We start from the raw sequence: 24,632 nt of genomic DNA, 5'->3' as shown, positions 1-24,632 counted from the left end.
GGTCCATCAGGCCTCCAGGGGAAAGATGTGCTCGGCCCGGAAGCCGAGCAGGGTCTCGGCGGCCGTCAGATCGATCGGCGTCTCGCGTCCCTCGAAGCTTCGCCGCCGCTCGACGTCGGGGTGGAACCGGTCGAGCAGTTCCTCGGTGGGCTGCGGCGCCAGTGTGGTCGGGGCGGTGACGAAAACGGCGTGGTAGCCGGTGAGCGGCGCCGTCAGGGCGAGCCACGCCGCGCGGGCGGCGTCCCGATCGTCCAGATACGTCCATAGTTCCGACGCCCCTGAGCCCGGATCCTCGGCGTAACGGGCCGTGGTCGTGTCGAACTTGTCGCCGGGCCCGCCGAGCAGTGGATAGCGCAGCGCCACCACGCCCATCCCGAACCGCCGCGCCATCATCTCCCCGGTCGCCTCGTCGGCCTGTTTGGACAGCCCGTAGGGGTCCTCGTTCTGGAGCGGCAGCCTCTCGTCGATCGGCAGATAGGCGGGGTGCAGCGGCTTGGCCGCCCACGGCATCCCGGTCACCGACAGGCTGCTGGCCAGCGCCACCCGGGACACCCCCGCCTGCCCGGCCTCCTCCAGCACCACGAAGGTCGACCGGGTGTTGCCGCAGAACACCTCCTCCGGCGTGCCGAGCGTCGGCGCCGGGATCGCCGCGAAGTGCAGCACCGCGTCGACCCCGGCGAGCGCCCGCCGGACCGTCGCGGGATCGCCCGCGTCACCCACCACGACTTCCGGCGCCTCCGACGGCGCCCGATCGAGCGCCGTCGCCTCGACTCCCAGCTCCGCCAGCAGCGCGAGCGTGGCCCGTCCCAGCCTGCCCGCGGCCCCCGTGACCAGCACCCGGCGGGGTGTGTCGGCCATTCGATCACCCTCCTGCAAAACGTTTTGCTTACGAGCAAAACTCGACTTGCAGGGGTTTGTCAACGTACTTCGCGGGGTGATCTTATAGCCGCTATACGGGACACCCGGTTGGGCGACAGGAGTGGCGCGGTGCCGCGCGCCTGGCCTTCAGGCGTTCACCGAGACCGGGAGGGTGTAGCCCTGACGGCAGGTGTCGCCGAAGGTCCTGCTGTCGCAGCCCTTCACCCAGAACGTGAACCGGGCCGCGTAGCCGCCGCTGGTGATCTGCCCGCTCGGAACCGGGTGCACGACCTTGCCGGCCGTCCGGGAACCGGCTTTCGTGCGGTACGTCGGATACTGCATCACCATCCCGCCCAGGTCGCCGGGCGGATTCGCGGTCCAGTAGATCCGCCAGTAGTCATAGTTGAACGGGTTGGTCGGCCCCCACCGGAACACGGCCTTGCCGTTCTCCCGATACGCCGCCACGATCATGCGCTGCCCCTGGTCGGGCGACCAGGCCACCTGCCCCCACTGGAACGACTGCTTGCGTCCGTTCTGGTTGGGCACGCCGTGTTCCTCATTGGTCGGGCAGCCGAGCGGCCCGCCCTGACCGCCGAGGGAGTGCCAGTAGTCGCCGATCAGGCCGTAGGGCTGAATGGGGCACGCCGCGGTCGCGGCGGTGGTGGGCAGGACGCCGGCCACGACGGCGGCGAGGGCGAGCAGGGCGCGGGACGAGGGTCGCATCGAAGGCTCCTTTTCACTGAAGACGCCTCCAACGATGCGACCAGTGACCGTTACCCCACATCGGGGCCAGCCCTATCCCGGCGAGGGGCAACCCTAGGGAAACCGGATGAAACCCGGGGGGACGGAGGGGACCAGCCAGACCCCGTTGGCGCTGACCCGGAACTCGTGCCCGGTCGCGTGCATCGACCCGGCTTCGATCGTCAGGATCACCGGCCGGCCCCGCCGTGCCCCCACCCGCGAGGCGGTCTCGACGTCGACCGACAGGTGCACATGGTGACGGGCCATCTTCTGGAGTCCGTCCACGCGGATCGCGTCGAGCGCCGAGGCCACGGTGCCGTGGAACAGCAGGTCCGGCGGCTCGACCACGGGCAGGTCCAGGTCGACCTCGATTGAGTGGCCCTGGCTGGCCCGGATGCGGCCGTCGTGGATGACGTACCGCTTCTTGTCGTTGGCCTCGACCACGTGGTCGAGTTCGGCCCGGTCGAAGGAGAAACCGTGTGCGGCGGCGGCCGTGATCAGGTCGTCGACGGGGGTCCAGCCGTTCTCGTCGAGGACCAGTCCGATGCGTTCCGGCTCGTGCCGCAGGTGCTTGGCCAGGTATTTGGAGATGCGCACCATGCGTTTGTCGTCCATGGAAAGGAGTCTCCCGAAAACGCCGCCGGGAGAAAAAGTGTTATCCGCAGGTCGTGCGGGGGTCTCCGGTTCAGACATCCCCTACGAAGGACAACCATGACTCAGACAGTTCCCCGCCGGCGCATCGCGCTCGTGGGCGCCCTCGTGGCAGCCCTGGGCGCGTCCCTGTTCACCGGCGTCGGGCCCGCGGAGGCCGCCGACACGCTGGTCTCACAGGGGCGGCCCGCGGTGGCCTCGTCGGTCGAGCGGGGCGACCTGTCGGCGGCCGCGGCCTTCGACGGCAAGACGAACACCCGCTGGTCCAGCAAGTTCGCCGACCCGCAGTGGATCCGCCTCGACCTGGGCAAGGTCACGCCGATCACCCGGATCGTGCTCAACTGGGAGGCCGCCTACGCGACCGCCTTCCAGCTCCAGACCTCGAACGACGCCGCCACGTGGAAGACCATCCACACCACGACGGCCGGCAAGGGCGGCGTGCAGACGGTCAACGCGTCCGCGAGCGCCCGCTACGTGCGTCTCTACTCGACGAAGCGCAAGACCGTCTACGGGACCTCGCTCTGGGAGTTCCAGGTCTTCGGCAGCGGCGGCACCACGACTCAGCCGACGAGCACGCCGACGACGACCCCCAAGCCGACCCCCTCGACCCAGCCGTCGACGCAGCCCCCGGCGACCGTCGGTAAGAAGGGTGTCGCGGTCTGGCAGATCCCCGGCGTCAACGCCGCCGTGGCCAACTCCCAGGCGAGCTGGTACTACACCTGGGCCGTCGACCACCAGAACATCACCACCCCGGCGAACAGCCAGTTCGTCCCGATGATCTGGGGCGTCAACAGCGTCACCGACGCCAACCTGGCCAAGGCCAAGGCCGCCGGGCCCTACCTCCTCGGCTTCAACGAGCCCGACTTCGCCGACCAGTCGAACATCACCGTCGAGAAGGCCCTCGACCTGTGGCCCAGGCTCCAGGACGCCGGCAAGATCCTCGGCGCCCCCGCCGTCGCGTGGGGCGGCGACCGTGCCGGCGGCTGGCTCGACCGCTTCATGACCGGGGTCAAGCAGCGCGGCTACCGCGTCGACTTCATCCCGCTGCACTGGTACGGCGGCGACTTCGTCACCGAGCGCGCGGTCGGTCAGCTCAAGGGCTACCTCCAGGCCGTGTACGACCGCTACAAGAAGCCCATCTGGCTGACCGAGTTCGCCCTGATCGACTTCAGCAACGGCACCCGTTTCCCGACCGAGGCCCAGCAGGCCGCGTTCGTGACCGAGTCGGCCAAGATGCTCCAGTCGCTCCCCTTCGTCGAGCGCTACGCGTGGTTCGGCATCGGCGCGGGCGCCAGCGGCGTCAACAGCGGCCTGTTCCGCGACAACGGCACGCCCACCCAGGCGGGACGCGCCTTCCAGGCTCTGCCGCGCTAGTCACCGCCGCGGCATGACCGCCATCCCGGGACCCGCACCCCTCGGCCTAGCCGCCCGGGTCCCGGGATGGCCCGCGAGACAAGCCCGTTCGGCCGAGGCGAAGGTGACCGAACGGGCTTTTCTGTACGTGATACTCCAACGATGCTCCGGCTATCGATCTCCGTGGCTCTCGTCCTCGCGGGCGCCTCGGCCGCCGGCGGTGCGGCCACGAAAGACCCCTGGCCAGGCGGAGGCGACCTGGCGATCTTCCTGTGCGAAGAGGGCTCCCTGAACGGCGCCTGCGAAGCGGGGCCGGCGACCCCGGACCAGAGGCGGGCGATCCAGGCCACGCTGGAAGGCGATCCCCGGCTCGCCGCCGTGAGGTATTCCAGCCCGGAGCAGACCCTGACCTACTGGGAGACACGAGCGGCGGCGACCCGCTCCAAGGACCCCTCCGAGGAATCGCCCGAACTACGCCTGTCCGAAATGTCGGGCAGCGTCAACGCCCGGGTCCTCCGTGCGGCGGACCTCGCCGCCGTCGAAGCCGACCACGCCCGTTTCCCCGGCGCCTGGCTCGTCTCGCTCACCCCCAGGGCCTACTGGGACGATAAGGGCGACACGTTCGTCACGATGTGCGGGAATCAGGGCGAGTTCGCATCCTCCGCCTGCGCAGGCCGTGGCGCGGCCACCGAAGCCGAGCGGCAGGCCGTCGAGGACGCGCTCGAGGACATCGACGGCGCGGTCGTGTACCGCCAGAGCCCGGCTTTCACGCTCTGGACCGAGGTCGAGCTCGACGCCCGCCGCGACGACGCGGACGGCCCGCGCGGCGAGTGGGACGTCGTCGAGACCGACTACTACTCCGACAGCTTCGTCGCCGACCTGCCAGGCACCCCCGGCGCGGCGCTCCTCGACCGGCTGATCGGGATGCCGGGCGTCCACAGGGTCGCCCACTTCCAGGAGACCTGAGCTGAGAGAGGATCGGGCTGTGATCGAGGCCATGCAGGAACTCACCTCCCGTCTCTGGTTTCCCGGTGCCCGCTGGCACATCGGTGACCTGGCCTGGGGCCTGCGTCAGCACACCGGCCGCGAGCACGAATGGCCCACGAAGGTGTGGCGTTCGGGTGGCGAGGTCGTCGCGTGGGGGTGGGCCGAGCTGCCCGGCCACCTCAACCTCCAGGCCGTCGACGAGCAGTGGGCGGGCGAGGTGCTCGACTGGTTCGCCTCCGTGACCGAGCCGGAGGGCGTCGTGGTCTCCAGCGCCGAGCCGCACCTGATCCGTGCCGTCGAGGCGCGCGGGTTCGTCCAGGAAGATGGGCCCTTTTTCCTGCATCTTGTACGTGACCTCGAAGCCCTCCCCGACCCGGAGACCCCCTGCCATCCCGTCACAGACGTCGCCGGCCGGGTCAGAGCCCATCGGGAGGCCTTCTACCCGTCGAGGGTCACCGAGGAGAGCTATCGGGGCGTCCAGGGGACCTGGCCGTACAGGAGAGAACTCGACGTCGTCGCCGAAAAAGACGGCGAAACAGCCGCCTACTGCCTGGCCTGGCTCGACGAAGCCCGTAAGGCCGCCCTGATCGAACCCGTCGGCACCGTCCCCGATCACCGGGGCAGGGGCCTGGCCAGAGATGTCTGCCTGGCCGCCCTGCACACCGCCAGAGATCTCGGCGCCGAGATCGCCACCGTCAGCCCCCGAGGCGACGACGCCTGGCCGATTCCGGCTCGTCTGTACCGTTCGTTAGGGTTCACCCAAGTTGCCCGAACGGTGCACTATCGTGTGGGCCGAGGATAAGGAGACCTGGTGGACCTGAAGGCTACGTTCGACGCCATCGACGCCGACCACGACGGATACGTCACCGAGGCGGAGATCGTCGCCCACTTCCCCCACCTGCCCGCCGAGGCCCTGGGCGCCTACGCGACCGGGCTCGACGCCGACGGCGACGGCCGCTACTCCTTCGAGGAATTCTCCCGTCTTCTCGGGTAATGCCGGGGCGCATGTCGCCATAAGAGGGACGTGACCCCCGATGACTTCGAGGCCGTCTACCGCGGCACCTACGAACGGCTGACCCGCTACGCGGTCCGTCGCTGCGCGTCCGCGCAGGACGCCGCCGACGTGGTCGCCGACACCTACGCCGTGGCCTGGCGAAAACGGGAGAAGATCCCATCCGGCGCCGAGGCGGTTCTCTGGCTGTACGCCGTGGCCCGCCGGGTGCTCTCCGAGCACCGGAAGAAGGGCCGCCGCCACCGCGACGACCGGCTCGTCGCCGAGATGGCCGACCTCTACGCCGAGACCCCGGGCGTCGAGATGAGCGTGATCGGGCAGACCTTCCGCGCGCTCCCCGACGGCGATCGCGAACTGCTCGCCCTGGTCGCCTGGGAAGGGCTCGGCCACGACGAGATCGCCGTGACGCTCGGCATCACGCGCAACAACGTCCGCGTCCGCCTGCACCGTGCCCGCCGCCGGTTCGCGGCGGCGCTGGCCGCCAACGGCGTGCCCACCTCGTTCGCCGTGGCGCCCGTCTTCGAGGCGGGTCCATCGTCTTGCTTGGGAGAGATCGGATGACTGACCTTCTTACGACCCTCGATCCGAGCCGCAAGGGGGGTGACCCGGACGCGCCGGGCGCCCGCGCGCTGCTGGCCCGGGTGATGACCGGGCCCACGCCTTCGCGACGCCGGTTCCTGCGTCCCGTGCTCGTGGCCGTCGCCGCCGCGGTCGTCGTGACGATGACGCCGCCCCAGATCGTGACCTCCTACGCCAATGCCGCCGTTGAGATCCACCGTGAGGGCGATCAGTACGTCGCGCGCATTCTCGACCCCTTCGCCGACCACGCGCGCTTCACGGAGGCGTTCCGGGCCGTCGGGCTCGATGTGCGGATCGAGCCGCTGCCGGCCTCGCCGCTGTCGGCCGGGAAGTCGATGGGCATGATGATCGGCGGCACGTGGGACCGCCCTGAGGAGATCGGTGGGGAATTCGCCTACGGCGGGGTCGTGCTGAGCGCCGCCCCCGAGCCGAAGGGCTGCGATCCCGGTTCCGACCCCGGCTGCTCGATGATCGTCCGGGTGCCGGCCGGGTTCCCCGGGTCGGTCAGTGTCCGGCTGGGGCGGCCCGCCCGGCCGGGGGAGGAGTACGCCGATTTCGACCGTGCCGTGGAGCCCGGCGGCCCGTTGCACGGAGTCAAGTTGCGGCACGGCGCGTCGGTCAAGGAGATCAGGGCGGAGGCCGGGCGGCGGGGGCTGCGGGTGACGTACAAGGAGATCCAGATCGCGCCCGACGGCGCGCTCTCCTTCGTGGAACCCGGCAGAACGCCCACCGGGAAGTGGACCGTGTGGAACGCCTGGCAGGTCCGCGAGGGGGAGGTGCGGCTGCTGGTGACTGAACAACGGCTCAGTCAGAACCCCTTTTACAACGGGTCCGCCCCGCCGCCGAACCTTTAGGTGGCATTGACCCAACCTGTACTGCACCGTAACAATATGGACGTCTCGGGCTTGGCGACGGTGGCACGTCATGAGTCAAGCAGAGTTCTTGTGAACCGTAGACGCGTTCGGCGTGCGCGTCCTCCGTCTGGGGACCCAGCGTGCCGTAGGCCGGCAATCATCCGACCTCCTCAAGCCGTCCCTTCCGGAGATATATCGAAAGGGAAGCCGGTGATGGTGAAGCAGAGTCGGACAGGCGTCTGGTTCGTTGGGGTCAGGGGCTCGGTGGCGACCACCGCGATGGCGGGTGCCGCCGCGGTGCGTCTAGGGCTTACCGCCCCGGTAGGCCTGGTCTCGGAACTGCCGGACTTCGCACAGCTTCCGCTACCCGCGTTCGGGGAGCTTGTGTTCGGCGGTCACGACGTCGTGGCCACGCCCCTCGCCAAGCGCGTGGAGCAGTTGACCAGTTCGGGAGTGGTCCCGGGGAACATCGCGTCGGCGGTGCTGTCCGAGGTGACGGCCGTCGAGGCGGAGATCCGCGACGGCGTCCACGTCGAGGACGCGGTGCCGCAGGCCCAGGTCGTCGAGCGGCTGGCCGCCGACATCGTGAGCTTCCGCGAACGCAACGGGCTCGACCGGGTGGTCGTGATCAACGTGTCGTCGACCGAACCCCCGAGTGCCTATCGTCCGGAGCACGACGATCTCACGGCGCTCTCGAAGGCGATGAAGACCGACGCCTACGTGCTGCCGCCCAGTTCCGTGTACGCGTACGCGGCCTTCGAGGCCGGATGCGCCTTCATCGACTTCACCCCGTCGACGGGCGCACGTCTGTCCGCGCTCGACGAGCTGGCGAAGTCGCGGGGCGTCCCGTACGCGGGCAGCGACGGCAAGACCGGCGAGACGCTCATGCGCTCGGCGCTCGCGCCGATGTTCACCACGCGGGCGCTGCGCGTCCTGTCGTGGTCGGGCACCAACCTGCTGGGCGGCGGCGACGGCGCCACCCTGGCCGACCCGGCCGCCGCGGCCAGCAAGACGGCCTCCAAGCAGCGGGGCATGGCGAAGATGCTCGGGTACTCCGCCGGGGGCGACGTCCACATTGACTACGTTCCTGACCTGGGCGATTGGAAGACCGCTTGGGACCACATCCTGTTCGAGGGTTTCCTCGGCGTCCGGATGACGATGCAGTTCACCTGGCAGGGCTGCGACTCGGCGCTGGCCGCCCCGCTCGTGCTCGACCTGGCCAGGTTCACCGCGTGGGCCCACGCGCAGGGCGAGTCGGGCGCGCTGACCCCGCTCGGCTTCTTCTTCAAGGACCCCGTCGGCACCGACGAGCACCGGTTGCTCGCCCAGTACGACACCTTGCGAGAGTGGGCCACGCGATGACGCCCGACGATCTGCGGGCCGCCCTCGACCTCACCCCCGAGGCCGAGGCGTGGCTCTCCGAATCCCGGTCCCGCATAGCCGACGACCCGAACAAGCTGGCTGTGCTGTTCCCGGCCGCCGGACGCAAGGTCGGCCGGGGGGACCTGCCGGGTCTGACCGGCTGGACGGCCGACGACGCCGCCCGCGCCCTGCTGCTGGACGCGCTGCCGCGACCCAAGGCGGCGGCGGCGTCCAGGGCGTACACAGAAGGAGACAACGCCGAGAAGCGGGCCGTGCTGCGCGCGCTGCCGCTCCTCGGCCTCGGTGACGAGGGGCTGCCGCTGATCCGCGACGCTCTGCGCACCAACGACACCCGGCTCGTGGCCGCCGCCATGGGCCCCTACGCCGCCGCCCACCTCGACGACGAGGGCTGGCGGCACGGCGTGCTCAAGTGCGTGTTCGTCGGCGTCCCCCTGGCCGCGGTCGCGAATCTCGCCGACCGCGCGGACGCCGAGCTCGCCCGCATGCTGACCGACTTCGCCAAGGAACGCGAGGCGGCCGGCCGCGTGGTGCCCGACGACGTGCACCTCGTGCTCAACCTCGTAGACCAGGAGGCCTAGCCCGTGCGTATCTTCGACCCGCACATCCACATGACGTCGCGGACGACGGACGACTACGAGGCCATGTACGAGGCCGGCGTGCGCGCCCTGGTCGAGCCCGCCTTCTGGCTGGGCCAGCCGCGCACCGGGGTGCGTTCCTTCCTCGACTACTTCGACAGCCTCGTGGGCTGGGAGCCCTTCAGGGCCGCGCAGTTCGGCATCCGCCACCACTGCACGATCGCGCTGAACCCCAAAGAGGCCAACGACCCTCGCTGCATGGACGTGCTCGACGAGCTGCCCCGCTACCTCGCCAAGGACGGCGTCGTCGCGGTCGGCGAGGTCGGCTACGACTCCATGACCAAGGAGGAGGACGAGGCCTTCACCCGTCAGCTCGACTTGGCGAAGGAGCACGAGCTGCCGATCATGGTCCACACCCCGCACCGCGACAAGTTCGAAGGCACCAAGCGGACCCTCGACGTCGTGCGCGAGTCGGGCATCGCGCCCGGCATGGTCGTGGTCGACCACCTCAACGAGATGACCGTGAAGCTGGTCGTCGAGTCGGGCAGCTGGGCCGCGTTCTCGATCTACCCCGACACCAAGATGGACGAGGACCGCATGGTCCGCATCCTCCAGGAGTTCGGCACCGACAAGATCCTGGTCAACTCGGCCGCCGACTGGGGCCGCAGCGACCCGCTGAAGACCCGCAAGACCGGCGACGCGATGCTGGCCGCCGGATTCAGCCCCGACGACGTCGACAAGGTCCTGTGGCGCAACCCGGTCGAGTTCTACGCCCAGTCGGGCCGCCTCGACCTCTCGGACCTGAAGACCGACGAGACCTTCGAGGGCAACTCGGTGCTGCGCGGCGTGCGCAAGGACGCCTGACATGCGGCTCCGCCATCCCGACGGGTCGACGGTGCACGTGGCCTACTGCACCAACGTCCACCCCGCCGAGAGCCTGGAGGGTGTCCTGGGCCAGCTCGCCCGCTTCGGCGAGCCGGTCAGGGAGGCCCTCGGGGTCGACCGCCTGGGCCTCGGCCTGTGGCTGGCCCGCGACGTCGCGACGGCCCTGGTCGAGGATCCGGCCCAGGTGGCCCGGCTCCGCCGCGAGCTCGCGGACCGGGGTCTCGAGGTCGTGACGCTCAACGCCTTCCCCTACCGCGGGTTCCACGACCCGGTGGTGAAGCGGAAGGTGTACGTCCCCGACTGGACCACGCAGGATCGGCTGCGCTACACGCTCGACTGCGCGTCGGTGCTGGCGGGGCTGCTGCCGGAGGACGCCGCGCGGGGGAGCGTCTCGACGCTGCCGCTGGCGTGGCGTACCGATTGGGATGTCTCACGAGCGGCCCAGGCTCGGACGAGGCTGACCGAACTGGCCGAGGGGCTGTCCAAGCTGGCCGCCTCCACCGGCCGGACCATCCGGGTCGCCCTCGAACCCGAGCCCGGCTGTGTCGTGGAGACCATCGAGCAGGCGTGCGAGGAGTTCGCCGCGCTCGACCACGACTGGCTCGGCGTCTGCCTGGACGTCTGTCACCTGGCCGTCCAGTTCGAGGACCCCGTGGAGTCGCTGGCCCGCTTGGAGGCCGCCGGGCTGCCGGTGGTGAAGACCCAGGCGTCCTGCGCTCTGCACGTCGAGAAGCCTGCCGACGCTTTCGAAGAGTTGGCCGCCTTCCACGAGGAGCGGTTCCTGCACCAGACGCGGGAGCGCGGCGGCGGTTCGGTCGACGACCTCGACGAGGCGCTCGCCGGTCTGCCCGGGGACGACGCGTGGCGGGTGCACTTCCACCTGCCCCTGCACGCCGACCCCGAGCCGCCGCTGTCGAGCACGAGCGGCGTGCTGAACAGCACGCTGGAGGCTCTCTTCGGCGGGCCCAGGGCGATCACCGACCACGTGGAGGTCGAGACCTACACCTGGCAGGTGCTCCCCGAGGACCGCCGCCCGCAGGGAGACGCGGGCCTGGTGGCCGGCCTCGCCGCCGAGCTCGCCTGGACGCGCGACCGCCTGGTCGCGCTCGGACTGGAGGACGTGTCCCGATGACGAGATGGCTGGCCCGGTTGCTGATCGCGGTGCTCTGCCTGGGCGCGACGACCGTCCTCCTGGAGGGCCCGGCGTCCGCCCACGGCCAGCTCGTCGAGTCGACCCCGGAGAAGGGCGGGACCCTCGCCGACCCGGTCCAGACGCTGACGCTGTGGTTCACCGAGGCCCCTCCCCGCAACGCCCACTTCACCGTGACCGGCCCCGACGGGAAGCGCGTCGAGGAGCCGTGGCTGGTCGGGGCGACCAAACGCCTCGACGAGCCGGTCACGGAGCTGTTCCTGGTGGACGGGAAGTGGGAGCCCCGGCTCTACCACGAGGGCTACTCGGCCGAGGTCCCGGTGGCCTACTGGCCCAAGGTCGGCGAGTACACGGTCGACTACCTGTCCATCGCCAGCGACGGCGAGCAGGTCAAGGGCCAGGTGAAGTTCACCTACGCCGGCAAGCCGACCAAGGCCCCCTCGGGCTGGAAGGCGCCGACCCACGGCCCCGACCCGGGGCTGCTCGCGGCGATCGAGGCGGCGCACGAGGCGGACAAGGCGCCGGCGGCTGTGCCGAGCACGGACACCACCACGTCCACCCAGACCCTCCCGTCGACGGCGCCCAGCGTGGCCGCCACCCCGGTGGCGGCGCCCGCCACGGGGGACGACAGCCCGCTGGTGTGGCTGATCCCGGTCGTTCTGGGCATCGGCGTGGTCTTCCTGCTGGCGCGGGCGATGCGACGTCCACCGGCCAAGAACACGAAGAAGCCGGGTAAGTCCGGCAGGCCCGGAGGACCCGGCAAGTCGGGCAGGCCTGGTGGGTCGGGCAAGCCCGGCAAGGCCGGTCAATCCACGGCCTCCGCGAAGGCGGATAAATCCGGAAACGCCGGGCAATCCGCCGCGCGCAAGGTCAGCGCGAAGAAACGTTAGTTGGAGAACCGATGAAATACGTTGCCGCGCTGATCGTGGCGGTCCTGGCCCTGACGGGCTGCGCCACCGGCGGGCCCGCCGCGGCGGTCGGCCCGATCAAGGAGATCACCATCACGATCTCCGGCAAGAAGGTCACCCCGCCCCCCGGCCGGATCGAGGTCGGCCTCAACCAGGGCATCAAGATCACCGTGACCAGTGACGTCGCCGACGAGGCGCACGTCCACGGATACGACAAGGCCGCCACCCTGCTGCCGAACCACCCCTCGGTGATCTCGTTCCTGGCCGACACGACCGGCCTGTTCGAGGTGGAGACGCACGACCAGAACCTCCAGCTCTTCCAGCTCGTGGTGAGCTGATGCTGCTGGCTCACGGCGTGGGCGGTCGCCAGGACCTGCCCATCCCCTTCTCCGCCGCCCTGATCGGCGCGGTCATCTGCCTCGTGGTGTCGTTCGCCGCGCTGGGGTTCCTCTGGCGGGAGCCCCGGCTCGGCGTCGGCCTCGACGACGCGCGCCCGCTGCCGAGGTTCCTGCAGTGGCGGGTCCCGGAGTGGGTGTGGCGGGCGGTCGGCCTGGTCGCGACGGCCTACTTCCTGATCGGCTTCTTCGGCCCCGACGACCCCGACAACCCCACGGCCGGCGTCGTCTACGTCCTGTTCTGGGTCGGTCTGGTGCCGCTGTCGCTGATCTTCGGCGGTGTGTGGCGCCTGTTCAACCCGCTGCGGACCGTCGTGCTCCTGGTCCGGGGCGAGCGCTCGCTCCGTCCGTTGCCGGAGAAGCTCGGCTACTGGCCCGCCGCCGCCGGACTGCTCGCCTTCGTCTGGCTGGAGCTGGTCGCCCCCGGGCGCGTGACGCTGCCCGTCATCGGGGCGTGGCTTTGTCTGTACGCCCTCGCGATGCTCGCCGGTGGTTTCGTCTACGGCGTGCAGTGGTTCGACAAGGGCGACACGTTCGAGGTCTACAGCGACCTGGCCGGTCGGCTCTCACCCATCACGCGGCGCGACGACGGCGTGCTGGTCTGGCGCAACCCCCTCGACGGCATGGCGACCCTGCGCCCGGCCCCCGGGCTGACCTCGCTGGTCATCGTGCTGCTCGGCTCGACCATGTACGACAGCTTCTCCAACGCGCCGGTCTGGGTCAGATTCGTCCAGGAGAACGACCTTCCTTCACCCGTCCTGGGCACCCTCGGCCTGCTGGCCGTGATCCTGCTCGTGCTGGGCGCGTACGTGCTGGCGACCAGGCTGGCCGGACGGCGCGGCATGGGCGAACAGGGGCAGACGGCGGGCGAGATCGCCCATTCGATCGTGCCCATCGCGATCGGCTACATCCTGGCCCACTACTTCACGCTCTTCCTGTACGAGGGCCAGCGCACCCTCGCCCTGCTCTCCGACCCGCTGGTGACCGGCGCCAACTGGCTCGGCACGGCCGGATGGACCCTCCAGTCGGCCTTCCTGACCCCGGCGGCCATCGCCATGCTCCAGGTCACCCTGATCGTCATCGGCCACATCCTGGGCACCGCTCTGGCCCATGACCGGGCCCTGGTGCTGTTCCCCCGGCGGACGGCGGTGGCGGGCCAGGTGCCGCTGCTGGTCCTGATGGTCGTCTACACGGTGACGGGGCTCATGCTCCTGTTCGCGGCATAGGCGGGTTCACTGACCGGGCCACCCGGAAACCGAGATCGTCGATCTTGAACGTGGGGTGGCTCTTGCGGCGGCACGACGCCCGCAGCGCCTTCGGCCCGTCGTGCGCGCCGCCTCCCCGGAACACCCGGTATTCGCCGTAGACCTCCGGGTCGTAGAGGTCGGACGTCCATTCCCAGACGTTGCCGATCATGTCGTAGAGACCCCAGGAATTGGGCTCCTTCAGGCCGACCTCCCGGACCTCACCGCCGTGCCAGGCGATGGCGTCGAGGTCGCCGTAGCGGTCGTCGCGGGAGCCCGCCCGGCAGGCGTACTCCCACTCGGCCTCGGTCGGCAGCCGGAAGCCGTGGCGCTCGCAGTAGTCGTGCGCGTCGTGCCACGAGACGTCGGTGACCGGGCGGCGGTCACCGGGGGCGCCGTGGAACTCCTCCCGGGTCACCGGGTGGGCGGCGAGCAGGAACGGCTCGATCTCGACCGTCCACCCGGTGTTGGTGGCCTCGTCACGGAGCAGGATCACCCCGCCGGGAATCTCGATCACTTGGAGAACTTGGTCTTCGGCCGGGGCTCCAGCTCACCGTCGACGTAGATGTCCAGCTTCTCGTTGTAGAACGCGACCAGCCCGGCGATCTTCTGACTCTCGGGCAGCGGCGTCCGGTACGACCACGCGAGATCCTTGACCCCGTTCACCGTCCAGTACTCCGCCGACCCCTTGTAGGGGCAGTGCGTGACCGTGTCGGTGGCCTCCAGCAGATCGAACCGGACGTCGGTCTTCGGCAGGTAGTAGCGCGCCGGAAGCCCCGTTTCGAACAGGATCCGCCCGTTCTTGGAGTCGGCCACGGTCTCCCCGTTGACCTCGACCCGGATGTGCCGCGACGACGGCAGGATGTCGATCCGCGTGTACGGGTCGCGCGGGTGGAAGAACACCTCTTCGTCCTCCTCGAACCAGGCGTCCATGGCGTCCCAGTCGAACCGGACGTACTCGCGGATCTCCTCGATCGGCGAGTCGGTGTAGGCCAGCGCGGTCGCCTCTTTGCCGCCGGACGTGACGGTGTAGAGACTGGCGTCCCCCCGGGAGGGCGAGTGCGGCCCCTTCCCCGCCTCCTTCAGCGTCCCGGACACGACGTCGTTCAGCGGGAAATAGTAGGCGGGGTAGGACGGGTTCTCCCACACGAGCAGCGCCGACGTCGTGTCGACCACCGGCAGGCCCCCGAGATACACACGCACTCGCTTGGCCGTCGGCTCGACCCGGACGCGGCCTCTGGTTGTCGTCATACCGGCGGCAACCTCCCCGGCGGAATCGATATTCCACCCTTTTGTCATCCGACGAAGAGCCGGGGAGTCCGGTCCTTCCAGGGCATCGCCTGTTCCAGCTGGGCGGCGATCCGGAACAGCAGATCCTCCCGCCCGTAGGCGGCCGCGATCTGCACCCCGATCGGCAGCCCCCTGGCGCTGTGACCCAGCGGGAGGCTGATCGCGGGCTGGCCCGAGACGTTGAACACCATGGTGAACGGGCCGTAGTCGAAGATCGACGTGAGCCAGCTCGTCAGGGTGTGATCGGGGTCGTCGTAGCGCAGCGTGCCGTGCGGCGCCGGCAGCCGGGCCAGCGTCGGCGTGACGAGCAGGTCGTACCCGGTGAAGAACCCGGCCACCGACCGCGTCACCTGGTTCTGCGCCCCGAACGCGGCCATCATGTCCAGCGCGCTGTACTCCCTCGCGACCTCCAGCAGCCGCCGGGAGACGGCCTCCATCCGGCCCGGATCGGGCTGCCTGGGCGCCAGCAGCAGCGCCGACGCGATCGCCACCGCCTCGGCGACCATGCTCCGCATGACGGCGTCCGGGTCGACCACCGGGCTCGCGTCGGCGACGACGTGCCCCATCTCCTCCAGCACCCGCCCGACCGCGAGCGCAGCGCCGGCCACTTCCCCGTCGACCACCGCGCCCGACCAGGCCTCGGTGGTCACCGCGACGCGCAGCCGCCCGAGGAGGTGTCCGATCTCCTCGGCGTACCGGCCGTGCGGCGGTGGCGCGGTGTACTTGTCGCCCACACCCGGGCCGTGGACGGCGTCCAGGAGATGGGCGGCGTCACGGACGGTGCGCGTCAGGCCGAACTCGTAGGCCATCCCGAGCATCGGTTCCCCCATGTCGGGCCCGCACGGGACACGTCCCCGGCTCGGCTTGAGCCCGACCAGCCCGCAGCAGGAGGCCGGAATCCGAATGGACCCGGCCCCGTCGCCGCCGTGGGCCATGGGCACCGCACCGGCGGCGACCAGGGCGGCCGCGCCCCCGCTGGATCCGCCCACCCCGCGCTCGGGATCCCAGGGGTTGCGGGTCGGCCCGTGCTTGACCGACTCGGTGGAGAAGCTGATGGCCATCTCCGGGACCGTGGTGAGGCCCAGAGTGACCAGCCCCGCGGCCCGGAAGCGGGCCATCAGGTCGCTGTCGTGCCGAGCGGTGACACCGTTGAGGGCCCGGCTCCCGAGCGAGAACGGAACCCCCTCGGCCACGGGGCCGTGATCCTTGATCAGAAACGGCACCCCGGAGAGCGGTCCGTCTTCGGCGTGGTCTAGCGCCGGCGTGAACATCGGCAGGGCCAGGGCGTTGAGGTCGTCGTCGGCCTTGTCGAGGGCGCGCCGGGCCGCGTCCTCGACGTCTTCCCTGGTGACCTCACCGGCGCTGATCAGCGTCCGGAGCCCGATGGCGTCGTAGCTTGCGTATTCGTGGATCTCCACGTGAAGAGTCCTCTTTTCGGCGTCCTGGACGCCGTCACAACGATCACATTGGCTTCTTCCGCCGGCCATCACGGCCCGAACGGGTGAGCGGCGCACGGCCAAGCCGGCGCGCCGCCGAAACTGAGACAGCCGGAACAGAGGCGATGATCCACACACCGGGCCGAGGGCTCCGGGGGACCGCCCCTGTCAGGTGATCGAGGTGTACTTACGCTCGCGACATGGGGCCATGCTGGCAGCGGCCGTTCTCCGTTGTCGACCGGGTTTTCGGGTCAGACTTGTGTCTGGACAGTCTGGACAGAAAGGCGATCATGACCTGGCAGTTGCAGGAGGCCGAGCAGCAGTTCAGCGAGGTCGTCCGCCGCGCCCACCTCGAGGGTCCGCTGGTGGTCACCCGGAACGGGGAAGAGGTGGCAGTGGTGGTCGGCATCCAGGAATACCACCGGCTCAAGGGCGCGGCCCCGGATCTCAAGAGTTACCTGCTCGAGGACCCCGCCTGGGACGACGACATCGAGTTCCCCCGGGATCGCTCCCTGCCGCGTGAGATCGACTTCTGACCGATGGGGTGTCTCCTCGGCACCGACGTCGTCTCCGAGGCCCGTAAGCGCAACGGCATTCTGTGGTTCGACACGGTGCACGGCCCCGACCTGCACATAAGTGTGCTGACCCTGGGGGAGATCCGGGCCGGAATCGAGCGATGCCGAGAGCGTGACCCCGTCAAGGCGGCGAGCATGGAACGCCGGCTCCACGGCCTCCGCCGACAGTTCGGTGACCGTATCGCACCGGTCTCCGACGCGGTCGCGGAGGAGTGGGGCCGCCTGAGCGCCATCAGGCCGTTGCCCTTCGCCGACGGGCTGCTCGCGGCCACCGCACGCGTACACGGCTGGACCCTGGCCACTCGAAACGTCCGGGATTTCCTCGGCACAGGAGTCTCGGTCGTCGATCCCTTCAAGGACTGACGGCGCCTCGTCGGGGGTCTTGCAGTCCTGTCTGGCCCGGGTGGGCAACCCCGGGCCAGACGTGAGCGGGCCTGCGGCGGCTCAACGGCCGACGACGGGCGCAGCGGCCGACCTCCTGAGCCCCGCCGCATGTGGGACCACTTCGGGATATGCGGCTCCAGGGCCGCCGACAGGCGCGGACGACCTCGCGTGTGGGGCCGACTTCGAGCCCCGCGGTTCAAGGGCCGACGACAGGCGCGGCGGGCGACCTCGCGGGGACCGGCTTCGAGCCCTGCGGTTCAAGGGTCGATTGCCGGCGCTGTAGGCGACAGCCTGCTGCCCTGGCCGCAGTGGGGGGCCGCTTCGGGATGTGGGGTTCAAGGGCCGACCAGGCGCTGTAGACGACCCCGCGCCGCAGCACGTGGGACTCGCGGACATGTCGATCGGGGGAGTCCTGCCGTCAACGGCGGCACCTGGCCGCTGTGCGTGTGGTCGTGGCCGCGCCGTCGACCAGTCGGTGGACCCAGCCGGCCCCGTCTGGCGCCTCCTCGGTCGTCACCACGATCGCGAGTCCCTCCTCGGTGAGGCCGTCGAGGGACTCCACGTCGGAGGGCTCGTCGAGGAGCAGGATGCGCGGGTTGGCCATGAGCGCCCGGCCGATGGCGGTGGCCTGGTGTTCTCCGGGGGTCAGTTCTCCGGGGAGGGCGCGTCGTTTCTCTTTCAGGGAGGGATAGAGCTCATAGACCCGGCCGAGCGTCCACGGACCCGAGGCCGCCCAATGCGTGCCGACCTGGAGATTTTCCTCCACGGTCAGTGAGGTGAACAATCGATGATCCTGCGGCATGAGACATAATCCCCGAGCTTTCCGCCATTCTGGCCGTTCTCGGGTGATGTCGATGTCATTGAGGCGGATCGTCCCATTGGACGCCGGGTGAAGCCCGGCGATTGTGCGCAGCAGAGTGGACTTCCCCGAGCCGGGCGTTCCGACGATCGCGTGGTGTTCGCCCTGCTCAGCCCTTATCGTGACAGCGCGGATCGCGCGCGTCTCGCCATATCCGGCGGACAGGGCGGTGACTTCCAGTACGGCGTTCATTTGCCGCCAATTCTGGATTTTTCCCGATGATTAAGTCTTGTACCTAACGGCACACGACTTGACGCACAGCGCACCGGGATCCCAAGGTTTCTCCCATGCCCTATACGGCCCACACCGCGGGCGTCCCGGCCAAGGAGCGCCAGGATTTCTGGCAGGACGTAGTTTCCACGGCATTTGTACCGCTTGAGGCGGTTTTCCCGGATAAGCGCTTCGAGGGAAAACTCCGCGCCACCACGTTGGGCGCACTCGACGTCATCGACGTCGACACCACCGCCCACGCCGCCCGCCGCACCCCCAAGCTGGTCTCCTCCGCCCCTTCGGACAGCCTGAAGCTGGGCCTGTTCGTGAAGGGCCGAGCCCGGCTGGAGCAGTCGGGCCGCCAGGTCATGATCGGCGCCGGCGAGATGGCCATCTACGACACCGACCGCCCCTATTCGCTCGACTTCGACCAACCCACGCGCCTGGTCGTCTTGATGTTCCCCCGCACGATGCTCGGCCTGTCGCAGGACCGTGTCGATCTGCTCTCCTGCACCTCGATCCCGAGCGACACCGGCATCGGCGCCCTGGTCGCCCCCTTCCTGCTCCGCCTGGCGGCCCAACTCGACGAGGTGGAGGTCCGCGGCGGCGCCCGCCTGGCCGCCAACGTCGTCGACCTCATCGCGACCATGCTCGCCGCCCGCCTGGACGCGACCCCTGCCGACCCCGACGCCGCCCGCCGGGCGATGCTGCTGCGCATCACGACGTACATAGAAGGTCACCTGGGCGACCCCGGCCTCGACCCGGCCCAAGTCGCGGCCGCCCACCACATCTCCACCCGCTACCTCCACAAGCTCTTCAACGCCGAGGGCACGACGGTGGCGGCCTGGATCCGCGAACGCCGCCTCGAGCGCTGTGTCCGCGACCTGCGCGACCCGCACCAGCCGGGCCGCCCGGTCAGCGCCATCGGCGCGCAGTGGGGCTTCCCGGACGCCTCCCACTTCAGCCGCCTCTTCAAAGCGGCCTACGGCCTCTCCCCCCGCGACTACCGAAACGCCTCAGCCGAACACTGAGACACGGACCTCCCTGCCCGACCGGGATCGCGTGCGCTGGGGTCGAGCGCTCGCCGTGGAAGACAACCGGCGAGTTCTCGATGATGCTCGGCGCGATGGCGAGGCGGCACCTCCCGCCGCCTCCGCGACCTGGATCGCATGTCGGTTCCTCGCCGCTGTGGGCCAGCGCGGAGGTCGCGACCTGGCCCATCTCATTTGGCGGCTTTCGCAGCGCAGCGGGGAGCCCCGGGCTGCGTCTCGCCGCACGGCGTGCGTGTCGGTCTTCAGTACGTCGCCACTGCTGTGCGGTGGGCGAGGACGGAGTCGCGGATCTCGCCCGCTCGGATCGCCGTCGTCGACAGGAGGGTGGAGGTGAGGCCGTGGGAGTGTTCGGTGCCGCCCTGGAGGTAGACGCCGGCGGTCACAGTGGAGGCGAACTGGACGCGGTGGTCGCGGCTCACCTTGAGCGCGTCCTCGTCGTCGCGGAGGCAGAGTTTGCCCGCCTCGCCGAGTAACGCGGCGACGTCGTGGGGGCGGTAGCCCGTGGCGTGGACGAGGACGTCGGCCTCGATGGTGACCTGCTCGCCGGTCGGGAGGTACTGGACTGTGACCGTCAGGCCATCCGGACCCTCCTCGACGTCGCGGATGCGGGAGACGTTGAGCATCTGCAGCCTTTGGCGGCCGTGCACCTTCTCGCGATACATGGTGGCGTACAGGGCCTGGATGAGTTCCATGTCGACCACGGAGTAGTTCGTGCTGCGGTGGTAGTCGACGAGCGACTGCTTCACCTCGGCGGGGGCGGTGAAATAGACGTCGACCGCCTCCGGGTCGAAGATGCGGTTCGCGAACGGGCTGTCGTCGGCGGGCGTGTAGCCGTATTTGGCGAACACCGCGCAGACCTCGGCGTCGGTGAACGTGCGGTGCAGGTAGTCGACCGCCTCGGCGGCGCTCTGACCGGCGCCGAGTACCAACGCGCGGGTGATCCCGGCGCCACCGGCCACCTTCTCGGCCACCTTCGGGACCAGCCCGCTGGTGTGCCATACCCGGTCAGAAAGGACGGTGCCGGGCGGCAGATGAGGCTCCAGGCCCACCGCGACCGAGAGGTTCCTGGCCCGGTGGACCTGGCCGTCGGCGGTGATGACGTCGAAGTAGCGGATCTCGCCGTTCTCCTTGACCGCCTTCACCGCGGTCACCTCGGCGGAGTAGGTCACCACGTGGGCCATCCGCGCGGCGGCCCACTCGAAGTAGTCGTGGAACTCCGCGCGGAGGGGGAACAGGGTCTTCTGGTTCAGGAAGTCGACCAGGCGGCCCTTGTCCTGCAGGTAGCAGAGGAAGCTGAACTCGCTGGCCGGATTCCGCATCGTGACCAGGTCTTTCGGAAACGAGACCTGCATCGTGGCGTCATCGATGAGCATCCCCCGGTGCCAGCCGAAGCGCGGCTGTTTCTCCAGGAAGGCGGCGGCCATCCGGTCCGATGGCGCGGCCTGCGCGTTGTGCTCCTCGATGGCTATGGCCAGTGCCAGGTTCGATGGCCCGAAACCGATCCCCAGAACGTCGTAGACCATCGTGGTCACGCGATCGCCTCCCTTGTCGCTCGTATGGTAAATAAGGTTAGCCTTACCTTGCAATATTGGCCGACAGAGAGGGAGCCCCAACCATGCGGGTCGTCATGTTCGGACACCAGACCTGGGGGCACCGCACCCTCCAGGCGCTGCTGGAGTCATCGCACGAGGTCGTCCTGGCGGTGACCCATCCGAAGAGCGACCACGCGTACGAGAAGATCTGGGACGACAGCGTGGCCGAACTGGCCGCCGAGCACGACGTGCCGGTGCTGCTGCGCAACCGCCCGACGGACCCGGAGTTACTTCAGGCGGTGAAGGACGCGCAGGCGGACATCATCGTGGCCAACAACTGGCGGACCTGGCTCCCCCCGGAGATCTACGACCTCCCACCGCACGGGACCCTCAACGTTCACGATTCACTGCTGCCGAAATACGCCGGATTTTCACCCATTATTTGGGCGCTGATCAACGGTGAGCCCGAGGTGGGCGTGACCGCGCACCGCATGACGGAGGACCTGGACGCGGGCGACATCCTGATCCAGCGCTCGGTGCCAGTGTTGCCCACCCACACCGCGACGGACCTCTTCTTCGCGACCGTGGACCTGATCACTCCGATCGTCCACGAAGGACTGGACCTGATCGAGTCAGGCCAGGCGGTCTGGACGCCCCAGGATCGGTCGCAGGCGAATTTCTTCCACAAGCGCGCCATCGAGGACAGCCGCATCGACTGGACGTGGTCGGCGGAGGAGCTGGAGCGCCTTGTACGGGCGCAGTCGGACCCCTATCCGAACGCCTTCACCTCCTACAAGGGCGAGCGGGTGCGGGTGCTGGAAGCCGGTGTCTCGGAAGGGTTCTACGGGGGGACTCCAGGACGGGTGTTCATCCGTGAGGGCGACGGGATCGTGATCGTGGCGGGGGCTGATGCGCGGTCGGGGCGGCGGCACGGGCTCGTGATCAAAAAGGTGCGCCTGGACGACGGCACCGAACTCGCGGCGACAGACTACTTCCGCGCGATGGGCGGCTATCTCGGCTGACGCGCTGCCCGAGGGATATGTGGAGGGGGACGCCGAGAGACGGCGAAGCCGACGGCGGACAGTGCCATCAGCCCCACCACTTCCGGCTGCGGACGGATGTTGCGTGGTGATGTCTGAAGGTATGACCTTAAAACGCTTGAGCAGCGGGGCCCATCGCTTGATGCGGGGCTACGTGCGTGGTTCAGCGACTGCACTGACGCCGAATTGCGCTGCTAGTGGGTGATGTACGCACTTTCCGCTGAGACGGCGGAAGGGATTTTCGCCTAAGCTTTCGCGTTTTCGTTGGTTCTGCGTCTTAGAAGGCGTAACGGAATGCCCCAGCGCCTGGCAAGGCTCCGTCGTCCTGCGCCGTACCAGCGCCGAGTTCAGCGAAGCTCTTTTGTTAGGGGCTCTTAGTCGGTAATTCTCTTGGGGGAAGATGTGGGATTGATCGATCCCAAAGGTTTCGTCGAGCGCGAATCCAGCTCGGGCACTACGCCCGGGAAACGGTGAGCTGTTTGATTGCGTGATCATCCGTTCCCGGGAAGGGCTGCCGACGTCTAAGCGAGGATCTCGGCTACGCTCTTGGCGAGAAGGGCGCGCTGCATCCACCGATCGAGAAGGTCGGCATCTTCGCAGCTCGTTATCCGTGCACGGAGATCTTCATCGCAGGTGAGATCACGCTGCTCGATTGCGAGGAGAAGGTACCTTTTCGACACCTCGATGCGACTTTCCGTGCGGCCCTTCTTCTCGCCGGCGGCGAAGTTCTCGGTCGCGACGATGGTGTGGCGCTCCGGTGTGATCATCGTCATGAGAGTCTCCAGCTCCCTCTTCATGGCCTCGGGCAGGCGCTCGGCCAGGTATTCAAAATACACGACGCTCTTCTGGGGATCGATCAGGTTCGCGGCGTGGACCGCCGCTTCCAGTACGGCCACGTTCTCTTTCCCGTGGATGGCCGCGGAGAGCATGGCCAGCTCGGGTGAGGCGCGGGCGGCCTCGATGTCGGTGATCACAGGGACGGCGTCGGGGCCGATCACCAAGGGTTTCAGGATGAAGCCGGGATGGCCGACGGGAATGGGCGCCGAATAGCGCCGGGCCGTGTTCCGGTCGGGGGCGAAGACCACGTCGCGGGGGCGGGACCCCCAATTCGTCCAGGAATCGGGTGACGATGGAGGGAGAATCCCGAATGAGCTCTAGGGGAGCCTCGTGCTCAAGTGAGGGCATGGCAAGGAAATTAGCGCATGCCAATCGAACTGGCGATCGAACATTTTCAGCCTATCGCCATCAAATCCGACATTTTAAGAATGAAATATTACTGGTCTCCGCCTGGAGATGTTCCGACCGATCGTTCGTCCAGCCACACGGCATACCGCCAAGGAGCGCGGCCGGAGAATTCGAGCACCCCCGCGGCGAGAACGCCGAGGCCGGCGACGGCGATGAACCAGACGATCGGTGACATCGGGGGAGCCTTCGGGTCCCATGCGGAGACGGTCCCGTCGCTGTTCAGGCCCTCAAGGTAGAGAATGTCCCGCTGCTCCCCGACCTGCGGGAGCGGCTCCCGCGCGTACTTGAAGACATGGGCGGTCAGGCGCACGCCTGACGCGTCCATGAAGGTCACGTCGAGATCCCGGTTCTGGATCGCGACGATCGTCCCCGACGCGGGAATGTCGTTGGCCTGTCTGTACCAGTCGTAGAAGACGACGCCCAGGCTCAGTGCCAGCACGACCAGACCCAGGAGCCCGAGGGCGATGCCGCGCGGGCGGTGAGGCGTCGATGTGGACGCGTCCCTCCGGTCGGCGTTCGCCCGTGCGAGAGCCTCCTGGTACTCCTCTAAGCCGCTCTTGTCGCTCATCCAACCCACCCGCCGCTTTGGAGGCATTTGGGTAGCTATACCCACGGTGGAGAGCGGTTACGCCGTGTGGTGGCGGCCCATCGGGATGACCAGGGGCGTCCCGCTCACCGGGTCGGTCGTCACCTGGCATCGGAGGTCGAAGACCTCCTCGACGTTCGCCGCCGTGATCACGTCGGCGGGGTCTCCTTCGGCCACGATGCGCCCGTTCTTCATGGCGATCACGTGGTCGGCGTACCGGCAGGCCTGGTTCAGATCGTGCAGGACCATGACGATCGTGCGGCCCTCGTTGCGGTTGAGGTCATGGATCAGGTCCAACACGTCGATCTGGTGAGCCAGGTCCAGGTAGGTCGTGGGCTCGTCCAGCAGCAGGACCGGCGTCCCCTGCGCGACCGCCATCGCGATCCACGCCCGCTGGCGCTGGCCGCCTGACAGCTCGTCCACGGCCCGTCCCGCCAGGTCGGCGATCCCCGTCGCCGCGAGAGCGTCGTGTACGGCCACCTCATCCGCCTTCGACCACTGCCGCCACCACGTCTGGTGCGGGGAGCGCCCGCGCGTGACGAGGTCGAGCACGGTCAGTCCCTCGGGCGCCACCGGCCCCTGCGGCAGGATTCCCAGCTGTCGGGCCAGTTCGCGCGAAGGGATGGAGTGCAGCGCCCGTCCGTCGAGCTGCACCGCTCCCTTGCGGGGGGCGAGCAGCCGCGCCAGCGCTCGCAGCAGGGTCGACTTCCCGCACGCGTTCGCGCCGACGATGGCCGTGATGCGGCCCGGGGGCACCTTGACGTCGAGGTCGTCGACGACGATCCGCTGGTCGTACGCGAGTTGAAGGCCGCCGGCCTGGAGTTCGGGGATCGGGTGAAGGGTCACGG

28 protein-coding genes are annotated in these 24,632 nt (G+C 69.1%); 17 read left to right on the top strand and 11 right to left on the bottom strand.

The window, feature by feature from the left end; translation table 11 throughout:
* Nucleotides 1-6: 6 nt before the first annotated feature.
* The 3 genes from AW272_RS04675 to AW272_RS04665 all read right to left on the bottom strand — a co-directional run bounded on the left by AW272_RS04675 (nucleotide 7) and on the right by AW272_RS04665 (nucleotide 2,214).
* On the bottom strand, nucleotides 7-858 hold the full coding sequence (locus tag AW272_RS04675) for an NAD-dependent epimerase/dehydratase family protein (RefSeq protein WP_066361281.1): 852 nt from the start codon (nucleotides 856-858) through the stop codon (nucleotides 7-9).
* A gap of 147 nt (nucleotides 859-1,005) precedes the next feature.
* Nucleotides 1,006-1,581: an LGFP repeat-containing protein gene (locus AW272_RS04670; protein ID WP_066361279.1), complete on the bottom strand. Its 576-nt coding sequence runs from the start codon at nucleotides 1,579-1,581 to the stop codon at nucleotides 1,006-1,008.
* Nucleotides 1,582-1,674: 93 nt separating this feature from the next.
* Nucleotides 1,675-2,214: an RNA 2'-phosphotransferase gene (locus tag AW272_RS04665; RefSeq protein ID WP_066361276.1), complete on the bottom strand. Its 540-nt coding sequence runs from the start codon at nucleotides 2,212-2,214 to the stop codon at nucleotides 1,675-1,677.
* 96 nt (nucleotides 2,215-2,310) lie between these two features.
* Between AW272_RS04665 and AW272_RS40330 the strand changes: the two genes are divergently transcribed.
* The 13 genes from AW272_RS40330 to AW272_RS04600 all read left to right on the top strand — a co-directional run bounded on the left by AW272_RS40330 (nucleotide 2,311) and on the right by AW272_RS04600 (nucleotide 13,557).
* Nucleotides 2,311-3,624 carry a glycosyl hydrolase gene (locus AW272_RS40330; RefSeq protein WP_083958011.1) on the top strand — a complete coding sequence of 438 codons (1,314 nt, stop codon included), beginning with the start codon at nucleotides 2,311-2,313 and terminating at the stop codon, nucleotides 3,622-3,624.
* Nucleotides 3,625-3,765: 141 nt separating this feature from the next.
* Entirely contained in the window at nucleotides 3,766-4,569 is an 804-nt protein-coding gene (locus AW272_RS04655) for a hypothetical protein (protein WP_066361275.1), read from the top strand.
* Nucleotides 4,570-4,588: 19 nt separating this feature from the next.
* A complete protein-coding gene (locus AW272_RS04650) occupies nucleotides 4,589-5,392 on the top strand; it encodes a GNAT family N-acetyltransferase (protein ID WP_083958010.1) in 804 nt (267 codons plus the stop codon).
* A 9-nt stretch (nucleotides 5,393-5,401) separates the two neighbouring features.
* Nucleotides 5,402-5,584: an EF-hand domain-containing protein gene (locus AW272_RS04645; protein WP_245657192.1), complete on the top strand. Its 183-nt coding sequence runs from the start codon at nucleotides 5,402-5,404 to the stop codon at nucleotides 5,582-5,584.
* Nucleotides 5,585-5,614: 30 nt separating this feature from the next.
* Nucleotides 5,615-6,163 (top strand): RNA polymerase sigma factor, encoded by a 549-nt coding sequence (locus tag AW272_RS04640; protein ID WP_066361273.1) that lies wholly within the window; start codon nucleotides 5,615-5,617, stop codon nucleotides 6,161-6,163.
* Nucleotides 6,160-7,035: a hypothetical protein gene (locus tag AW272_RS04635; protein ID WP_066361272.1), complete on the top strand. Its 876-nt coding sequence runs from the start codon at nucleotides 6,160-6,162 to the stop codon at nucleotides 7,033-7,035. Before AW272_RS04640 ends, AW272_RS04635 begins: the two co-directional genes overlap by 4 nt.
* A 213-nt stretch (nucleotides 7,036-7,248) precedes the next feature.
* The gene (locus AW272_RS04630) at nucleotides 7,249-8,397 is read left to right on the top strand and encodes an inositol-3-phosphate synthase (RefSeq protein ID WP_066361270.1); all 1,149 of its coding nucleotides are present in this window, start codon (nucleotides 7,249-7,251) and stop codon (nucleotides 8,395-8,397) included.
* Nucleotides 8,394-8,996 (top strand): EboA domain-containing protein, encoded by a 603-nt coding sequence (locus tag AW272_RS04625; protein WP_066362466.1) that lies wholly within the window; start codon nucleotides 8,394-8,396, stop codon nucleotides 8,994-8,996. The genes AW272_RS04630 and AW272_RS04625 overlap by 4 nt, the downstream gene beginning before the upstream one ends.
* A gap of 3 nt (nucleotides 8,997-8,999) precedes the next feature.
* The gene (locus tag AW272_RS04620) at nucleotides 9,000-9,857 is read left to right on the top strand and encodes a TatD family hydrolase (protein ID WP_066361268.1); all 858 of its coding nucleotides are present in this window, start codon (nucleotides 9,000-9,002) and stop codon (nucleotides 9,855-9,857) included.
* Between the two features lies 1 nt (nucleotide 9,858).
* Entirely contained in the window at nucleotides 9,859-11,010 is a 1,152-nt protein-coding gene (gene eboE / locus AW272_RS04615) for a metabolite traffic protein EboE (protein ID WP_066361267.1), read from the top strand.
* The gene (locus AW272_RS04610; protein WP_066361265.1) at nucleotides 11,007-11,918 is read left to right on the top strand and encodes a copper resistance CopC family protein; all 912 of its coding nucleotides are present in this window, start codon (nucleotides 11,007-11,009) and stop codon (nucleotides 11,916-11,918) included. Before eboE ends, AW272_RS04610 begins: the two co-directional genes overlap by 4 nt.
* An 11-nt stretch (nucleotides 11,919-11,929) precedes the next feature.
* Nucleotides 11,930-12,274, top strand: a complete 345-nt coding sequence (locus AW272_RS04605; protein WP_066361263.1) for a YajG family lipoprotein — start codon at nucleotides 11,930-11,932, stop codon at nucleotides 12,272-12,274.
* Nucleotides 12,274-13,557 carry a hypothetical protein gene (locus AW272_RS04600; RefSeq protein WP_066361261.1) on the top strand — a complete coding sequence of 428 codons (1,284 nt, stop codon included), beginning with the start codon at nucleotides 12,274-12,276 and terminating at the stop codon, nucleotides 13,555-13,557. The genes AW272_RS04605 and AW272_RS04600 overlap by 1 nt, the downstream gene beginning before the upstream one ends.
* On the opposite strand, the gene AW272_RS04595 is transcribed toward AW272_RS04600, so the two are convergent.
* Genes AW272_RS04595 through AW272_RS04585 form a run of 3 tightly spaced genes read right to left on the bottom strand, consistent with a single transcriptional unit; the run spans nucleotide 13,535 to nucleotide 16,283 of the window.
* Nucleotides 13,535-14,092: a formylglycine-generating enzyme family protein gene (locus AW272_RS04595; RefSeq protein ID WP_066361260.1), complete on the bottom strand. Its 558-nt coding sequence runs from the start codon at nucleotides 14,090-14,092 to the stop codon at nucleotides 13,535-13,537. The two genes, AW272_RS04600 and AW272_RS04595, sit on opposite strands and share 23 nt — an antisense overlap.
* Nucleotides 14,089-14,826: a DUF427 domain-containing protein gene (locus AW272_RS04590; protein WP_066361259.1), complete on the bottom strand. Its 738-nt coding sequence runs from the start codon at nucleotides 14,824-14,826 to the stop codon at nucleotides 14,089-14,091. The genes AW272_RS04595 and AW272_RS04590 overlap by 4 nt, the downstream gene beginning before the upstream one ends.
* A 44-nt stretch (nucleotides 14,827-14,870) precedes the next feature.
* Nucleotides 14,871-16,283, bottom strand: a complete 1,413-nt coding sequence (locus AW272_RS04585) for an amidase (RefSeq protein WP_066361258.1) — start codon at nucleotides 16,281-16,283, stop codon at nucleotides 14,871-14,873.
* Between the two features lie 308 nt (nucleotides 16,284-16,591).
* Here AW272_RS04585 and AW272_RS04580 point away from each other — a divergent pair, with 308 nt between their 5' ends.
* A complete protein-coding gene (locus AW272_RS04580) occupies nucleotides 16,592-16,837 on the top strand; it encodes a type II toxin-antitoxin system Phd/YefM family antitoxin (protein ID WP_066361257.1) in 246 nt (81 codons plus the stop codon).
* 3 nt (nucleotides 16,838-16,840) lie between these two features.
* Nucleotides 16,841-17,239, top strand: coding sequence for a type II toxin-antitoxin system VapC family toxin (locus AW272_RS04575; protein ID WP_066361255.1), 399 nt, complete (start codon nucleotides 16,841-16,843; stop codon nucleotides 17,237-17,239).
* A 439-nt stretch (nucleotides 17,240-17,678) separates the two neighbouring features.
* On the opposite strand, the gene AW272_RS40325 is transcribed toward AW272_RS04575, so the two are convergent.
* Entirely contained in the window at nucleotides 17,679-18,311 is a 633-nt protein-coding gene (locus tag AW272_RS40325; protein ID WP_083958009.1) for an ATP-binding cassette domain-containing protein, read from the bottom strand.
* Nucleotides 18,312-18,406: 95 nt separating this feature from the next.
* On the opposite strand from AW272_RS40325, the gene AW272_RS04565 reads away from it, so the two are divergent.
* Nucleotides 18,407-19,360, top strand: coding sequence for an AraC-like ligand-binding domain-containing protein (locus AW272_RS04565; RefSeq protein ID WP_066361251.1), 954 nt, complete (start codon nucleotides 18,407-18,409; stop codon nucleotides 19,358-19,360).
* A gap of 263 nt (nucleotides 19,361-19,623) precedes the next feature.
* Here the strand turns inward: AW272_RS04565 and AW272_RS04560 are convergent, their stop codons facing one another.
* Entirely contained in the window at nucleotides 19,624-20,904 is a 1,281-nt protein-coding gene (locus AW272_RS04560) for a lysine N(6)-hydroxylase/L-ornithine N(5)-oxygenase family protein (protein WP_066362465.1), read from the bottom strand.
* A 92-nt stretch (nucleotides 20,905-20,996) separates the two neighbouring features.
* Between AW272_RS04560 and AW272_RS04555 the strand changes: the two genes are divergently transcribed.
* Nucleotides 20,997-21,935, top strand: a complete 939-nt coding sequence (locus tag AW272_RS04555) for a methionyl-tRNA formyltransferase (RefSeq protein WP_066361250.1) — start codon at nucleotides 20,997-20,999, stop codon at nucleotides 21,933-21,935.
* A gap of 539 nt (nucleotides 21,936-22,474) precedes the next feature.
* Here AW272_RS04555 and AW272_RS04550 read toward each other — a convergent pair.
* The 3 genes from AW272_RS04550 to AW272_RS04540 form a co-directional block, all read right to left on the bottom strand.
* Nucleotides 22,475-23,038: a hypothetical protein gene (locus tag AW272_RS04550; RefSeq protein ID WP_066361249.1), complete on the bottom strand. Its 564-nt coding sequence runs from the start codon at nucleotides 23,036-23,038 to the stop codon at nucleotides 22,475-22,477.
* Nucleotides 23,039-23,226: 188 nt separating this feature from the next.
* A complete protein-coding gene (locus AW272_RS04545; RefSeq protein ID WP_066361248.1) occupies nucleotides 23,227-23,766 on the bottom strand; it encodes a hypothetical protein in 540 nt (179 codons plus the stop codon).
* Between the two features lie 57 nt (nucleotides 23,767-23,823).
* Complete coding sequence (locus AW272_RS04540; RefSeq protein WP_174551794.1) at nucleotides 23,824-24,630, bottom strand: ABC transporter ATP-binding protein; 807 nt, start codon at nucleotides 24,628-24,630, stop codon at nucleotides 23,824-23,826.
* Nucleotides 24,631-24,632 lie beyond the last annotated feature (2 nt).

The organism is Herbidospora mongoliensis, assembly GCF_001570545.1.
GTDB lineage: Bacteria > Actinomycetota > Actinomycetes > Streptosporangiales > Streptosporangiaceae > Herbidospora > Herbidospora mongoliensis.
The sequence above is the reverse complement of the archived record's forward strand: the minus strand, read 5'-3'. Positions and strand labels throughout refer to the sequence as shown.

Coding starts and splice junctions, on each gene's coding strand:
- AW272_RS04670 (WP_066361279.1), bottom strand. CDS start 1,581: ATGCGACCCTCGTCCCGCGCCCTGCTCGCCCTCGCCGCCGTCGTGGCC.
- AW272_RS04565 (WP_066361251.1), top strand. CDS start 18,407: ATGCCCTATACGGCCCACACCGCGGGCGTCCCGGCCAAGGAGCGCCAG.
- AW272_RS04675 (WP_066361281.1), bottom strand. CDS start 858: ATGGCCGACACACCCCGCCGGGTGCTGGTCACGGGGGCCGCGGGCAGG.
- eboE (WP_066361267.1), top strand. CDS start 9,859: ATGCGGCTCCGCCATCCCGACGGGTCGACGGTGCACGTGGCCTACTGC.
- AW272_RS04610 (WP_066361265.1), top strand. CDS start 11,007: ATGACGAGATGGCTGGCCCGGTTGCTGATCGCGGTGCTCTGCCTGGGC.
- AW272_RS40330 (WP_083958011.1), top strand. CDS start 2,311: ATGACTCAGACAGTTCCCCGCCGGCGCATCGCGCTCGTGGGCGCCCTC.
- AW272_RS04600 (WP_066361261.1), top strand. CDS start 12,274: ATGCTGCTGGCTCACGGCGTGGGCGGTCGCCAGGACCTGCCCATCCCC.
- AW272_RS04635 (WP_066361272.1), top strand. CDS start 6,160: ATGACTGACCTTCTTACGACCCTCGATCCGAGCCGCAAGGGGGGTGAC.
- AW272_RS04590 (WP_066361259.1), bottom strand. CDS start 14,826: ATGACGACAACCAGAGGCCGCGTCCGGGTCGAGCCGACGGCCAAGCGA.
- AW272_RS04630 (WP_066361270.1), top strand. CDS start 7,249: ATGGTGAAGCAGAGTCGGACAGGCGTCTGGTTCGTTGGGGTCAGGGGC.
- AW272_RS04580 (WP_066361257.1), top strand. CDS start 16,592: ATGACCTGGCAGTTGCAGGAGGCCGAGCAGCAGTTCAGCGAGGTCGTC.
- AW272_RS04545 (WP_066361248.1), bottom strand. CDS start 23,766: ATGAGCGACAAGAGCGGCTTAGAGGAGTACCAGGAGGCTCTCGCACGG.
- AW272_RS40325 (WP_083958009.1), bottom strand. CDS start 18,311: ATGAACGCCGTACTGGAAGTCACCGCCCTGTCCGCCGGATATGGCGAG.
- AW272_RS04665 (WP_066361276.1), bottom strand. CDS start 2,214: ATGGACGACAAACGCATGGTGCGCATCTCCAAATACCTGGCCAAGCAC.
- AW272_RS04575 (WP_066361255.1), top strand. CDS start 16,841: ATGGGGTGTCTCCTCGGCACCGACGTCGTCTCCGAGGCCCGTAAGCGC.
- AW272_RS04655 (WP_066361275.1), top strand. CDS start 3,766: ATGCTCCGGCTATCGATCTCCGTGGCTCTCGTCCTCGCGGGCGCCTCG.
- AW272_RS04605 (WP_066361263.1), top strand. CDS start 11,930: ATGAAATACGTTGCCGCGCTGATCGTGGCGGTCCTGGCCCTGACGGGC.
- AW272_RS04560 (WP_066362465.1), bottom strand. CDS start 20,904: ATGGTCTACGACGTTCTGGGGATCGGTTTCGGGCCATCGAACCTGGCA.
- AW272_RS04555 (WP_066361250.1), top strand. CDS start 20,997: ATGCGGGTCGTCATGTTCGGACACCAGACCTGGGGGCACCGCACCCTC.
- AW272_RS04625 (WP_066362466.1), top strand. CDS start 8,394: ATGACGCCCGACGATCTGCGGGCCGCCCTCGACCTCACCCCCGAGGCC.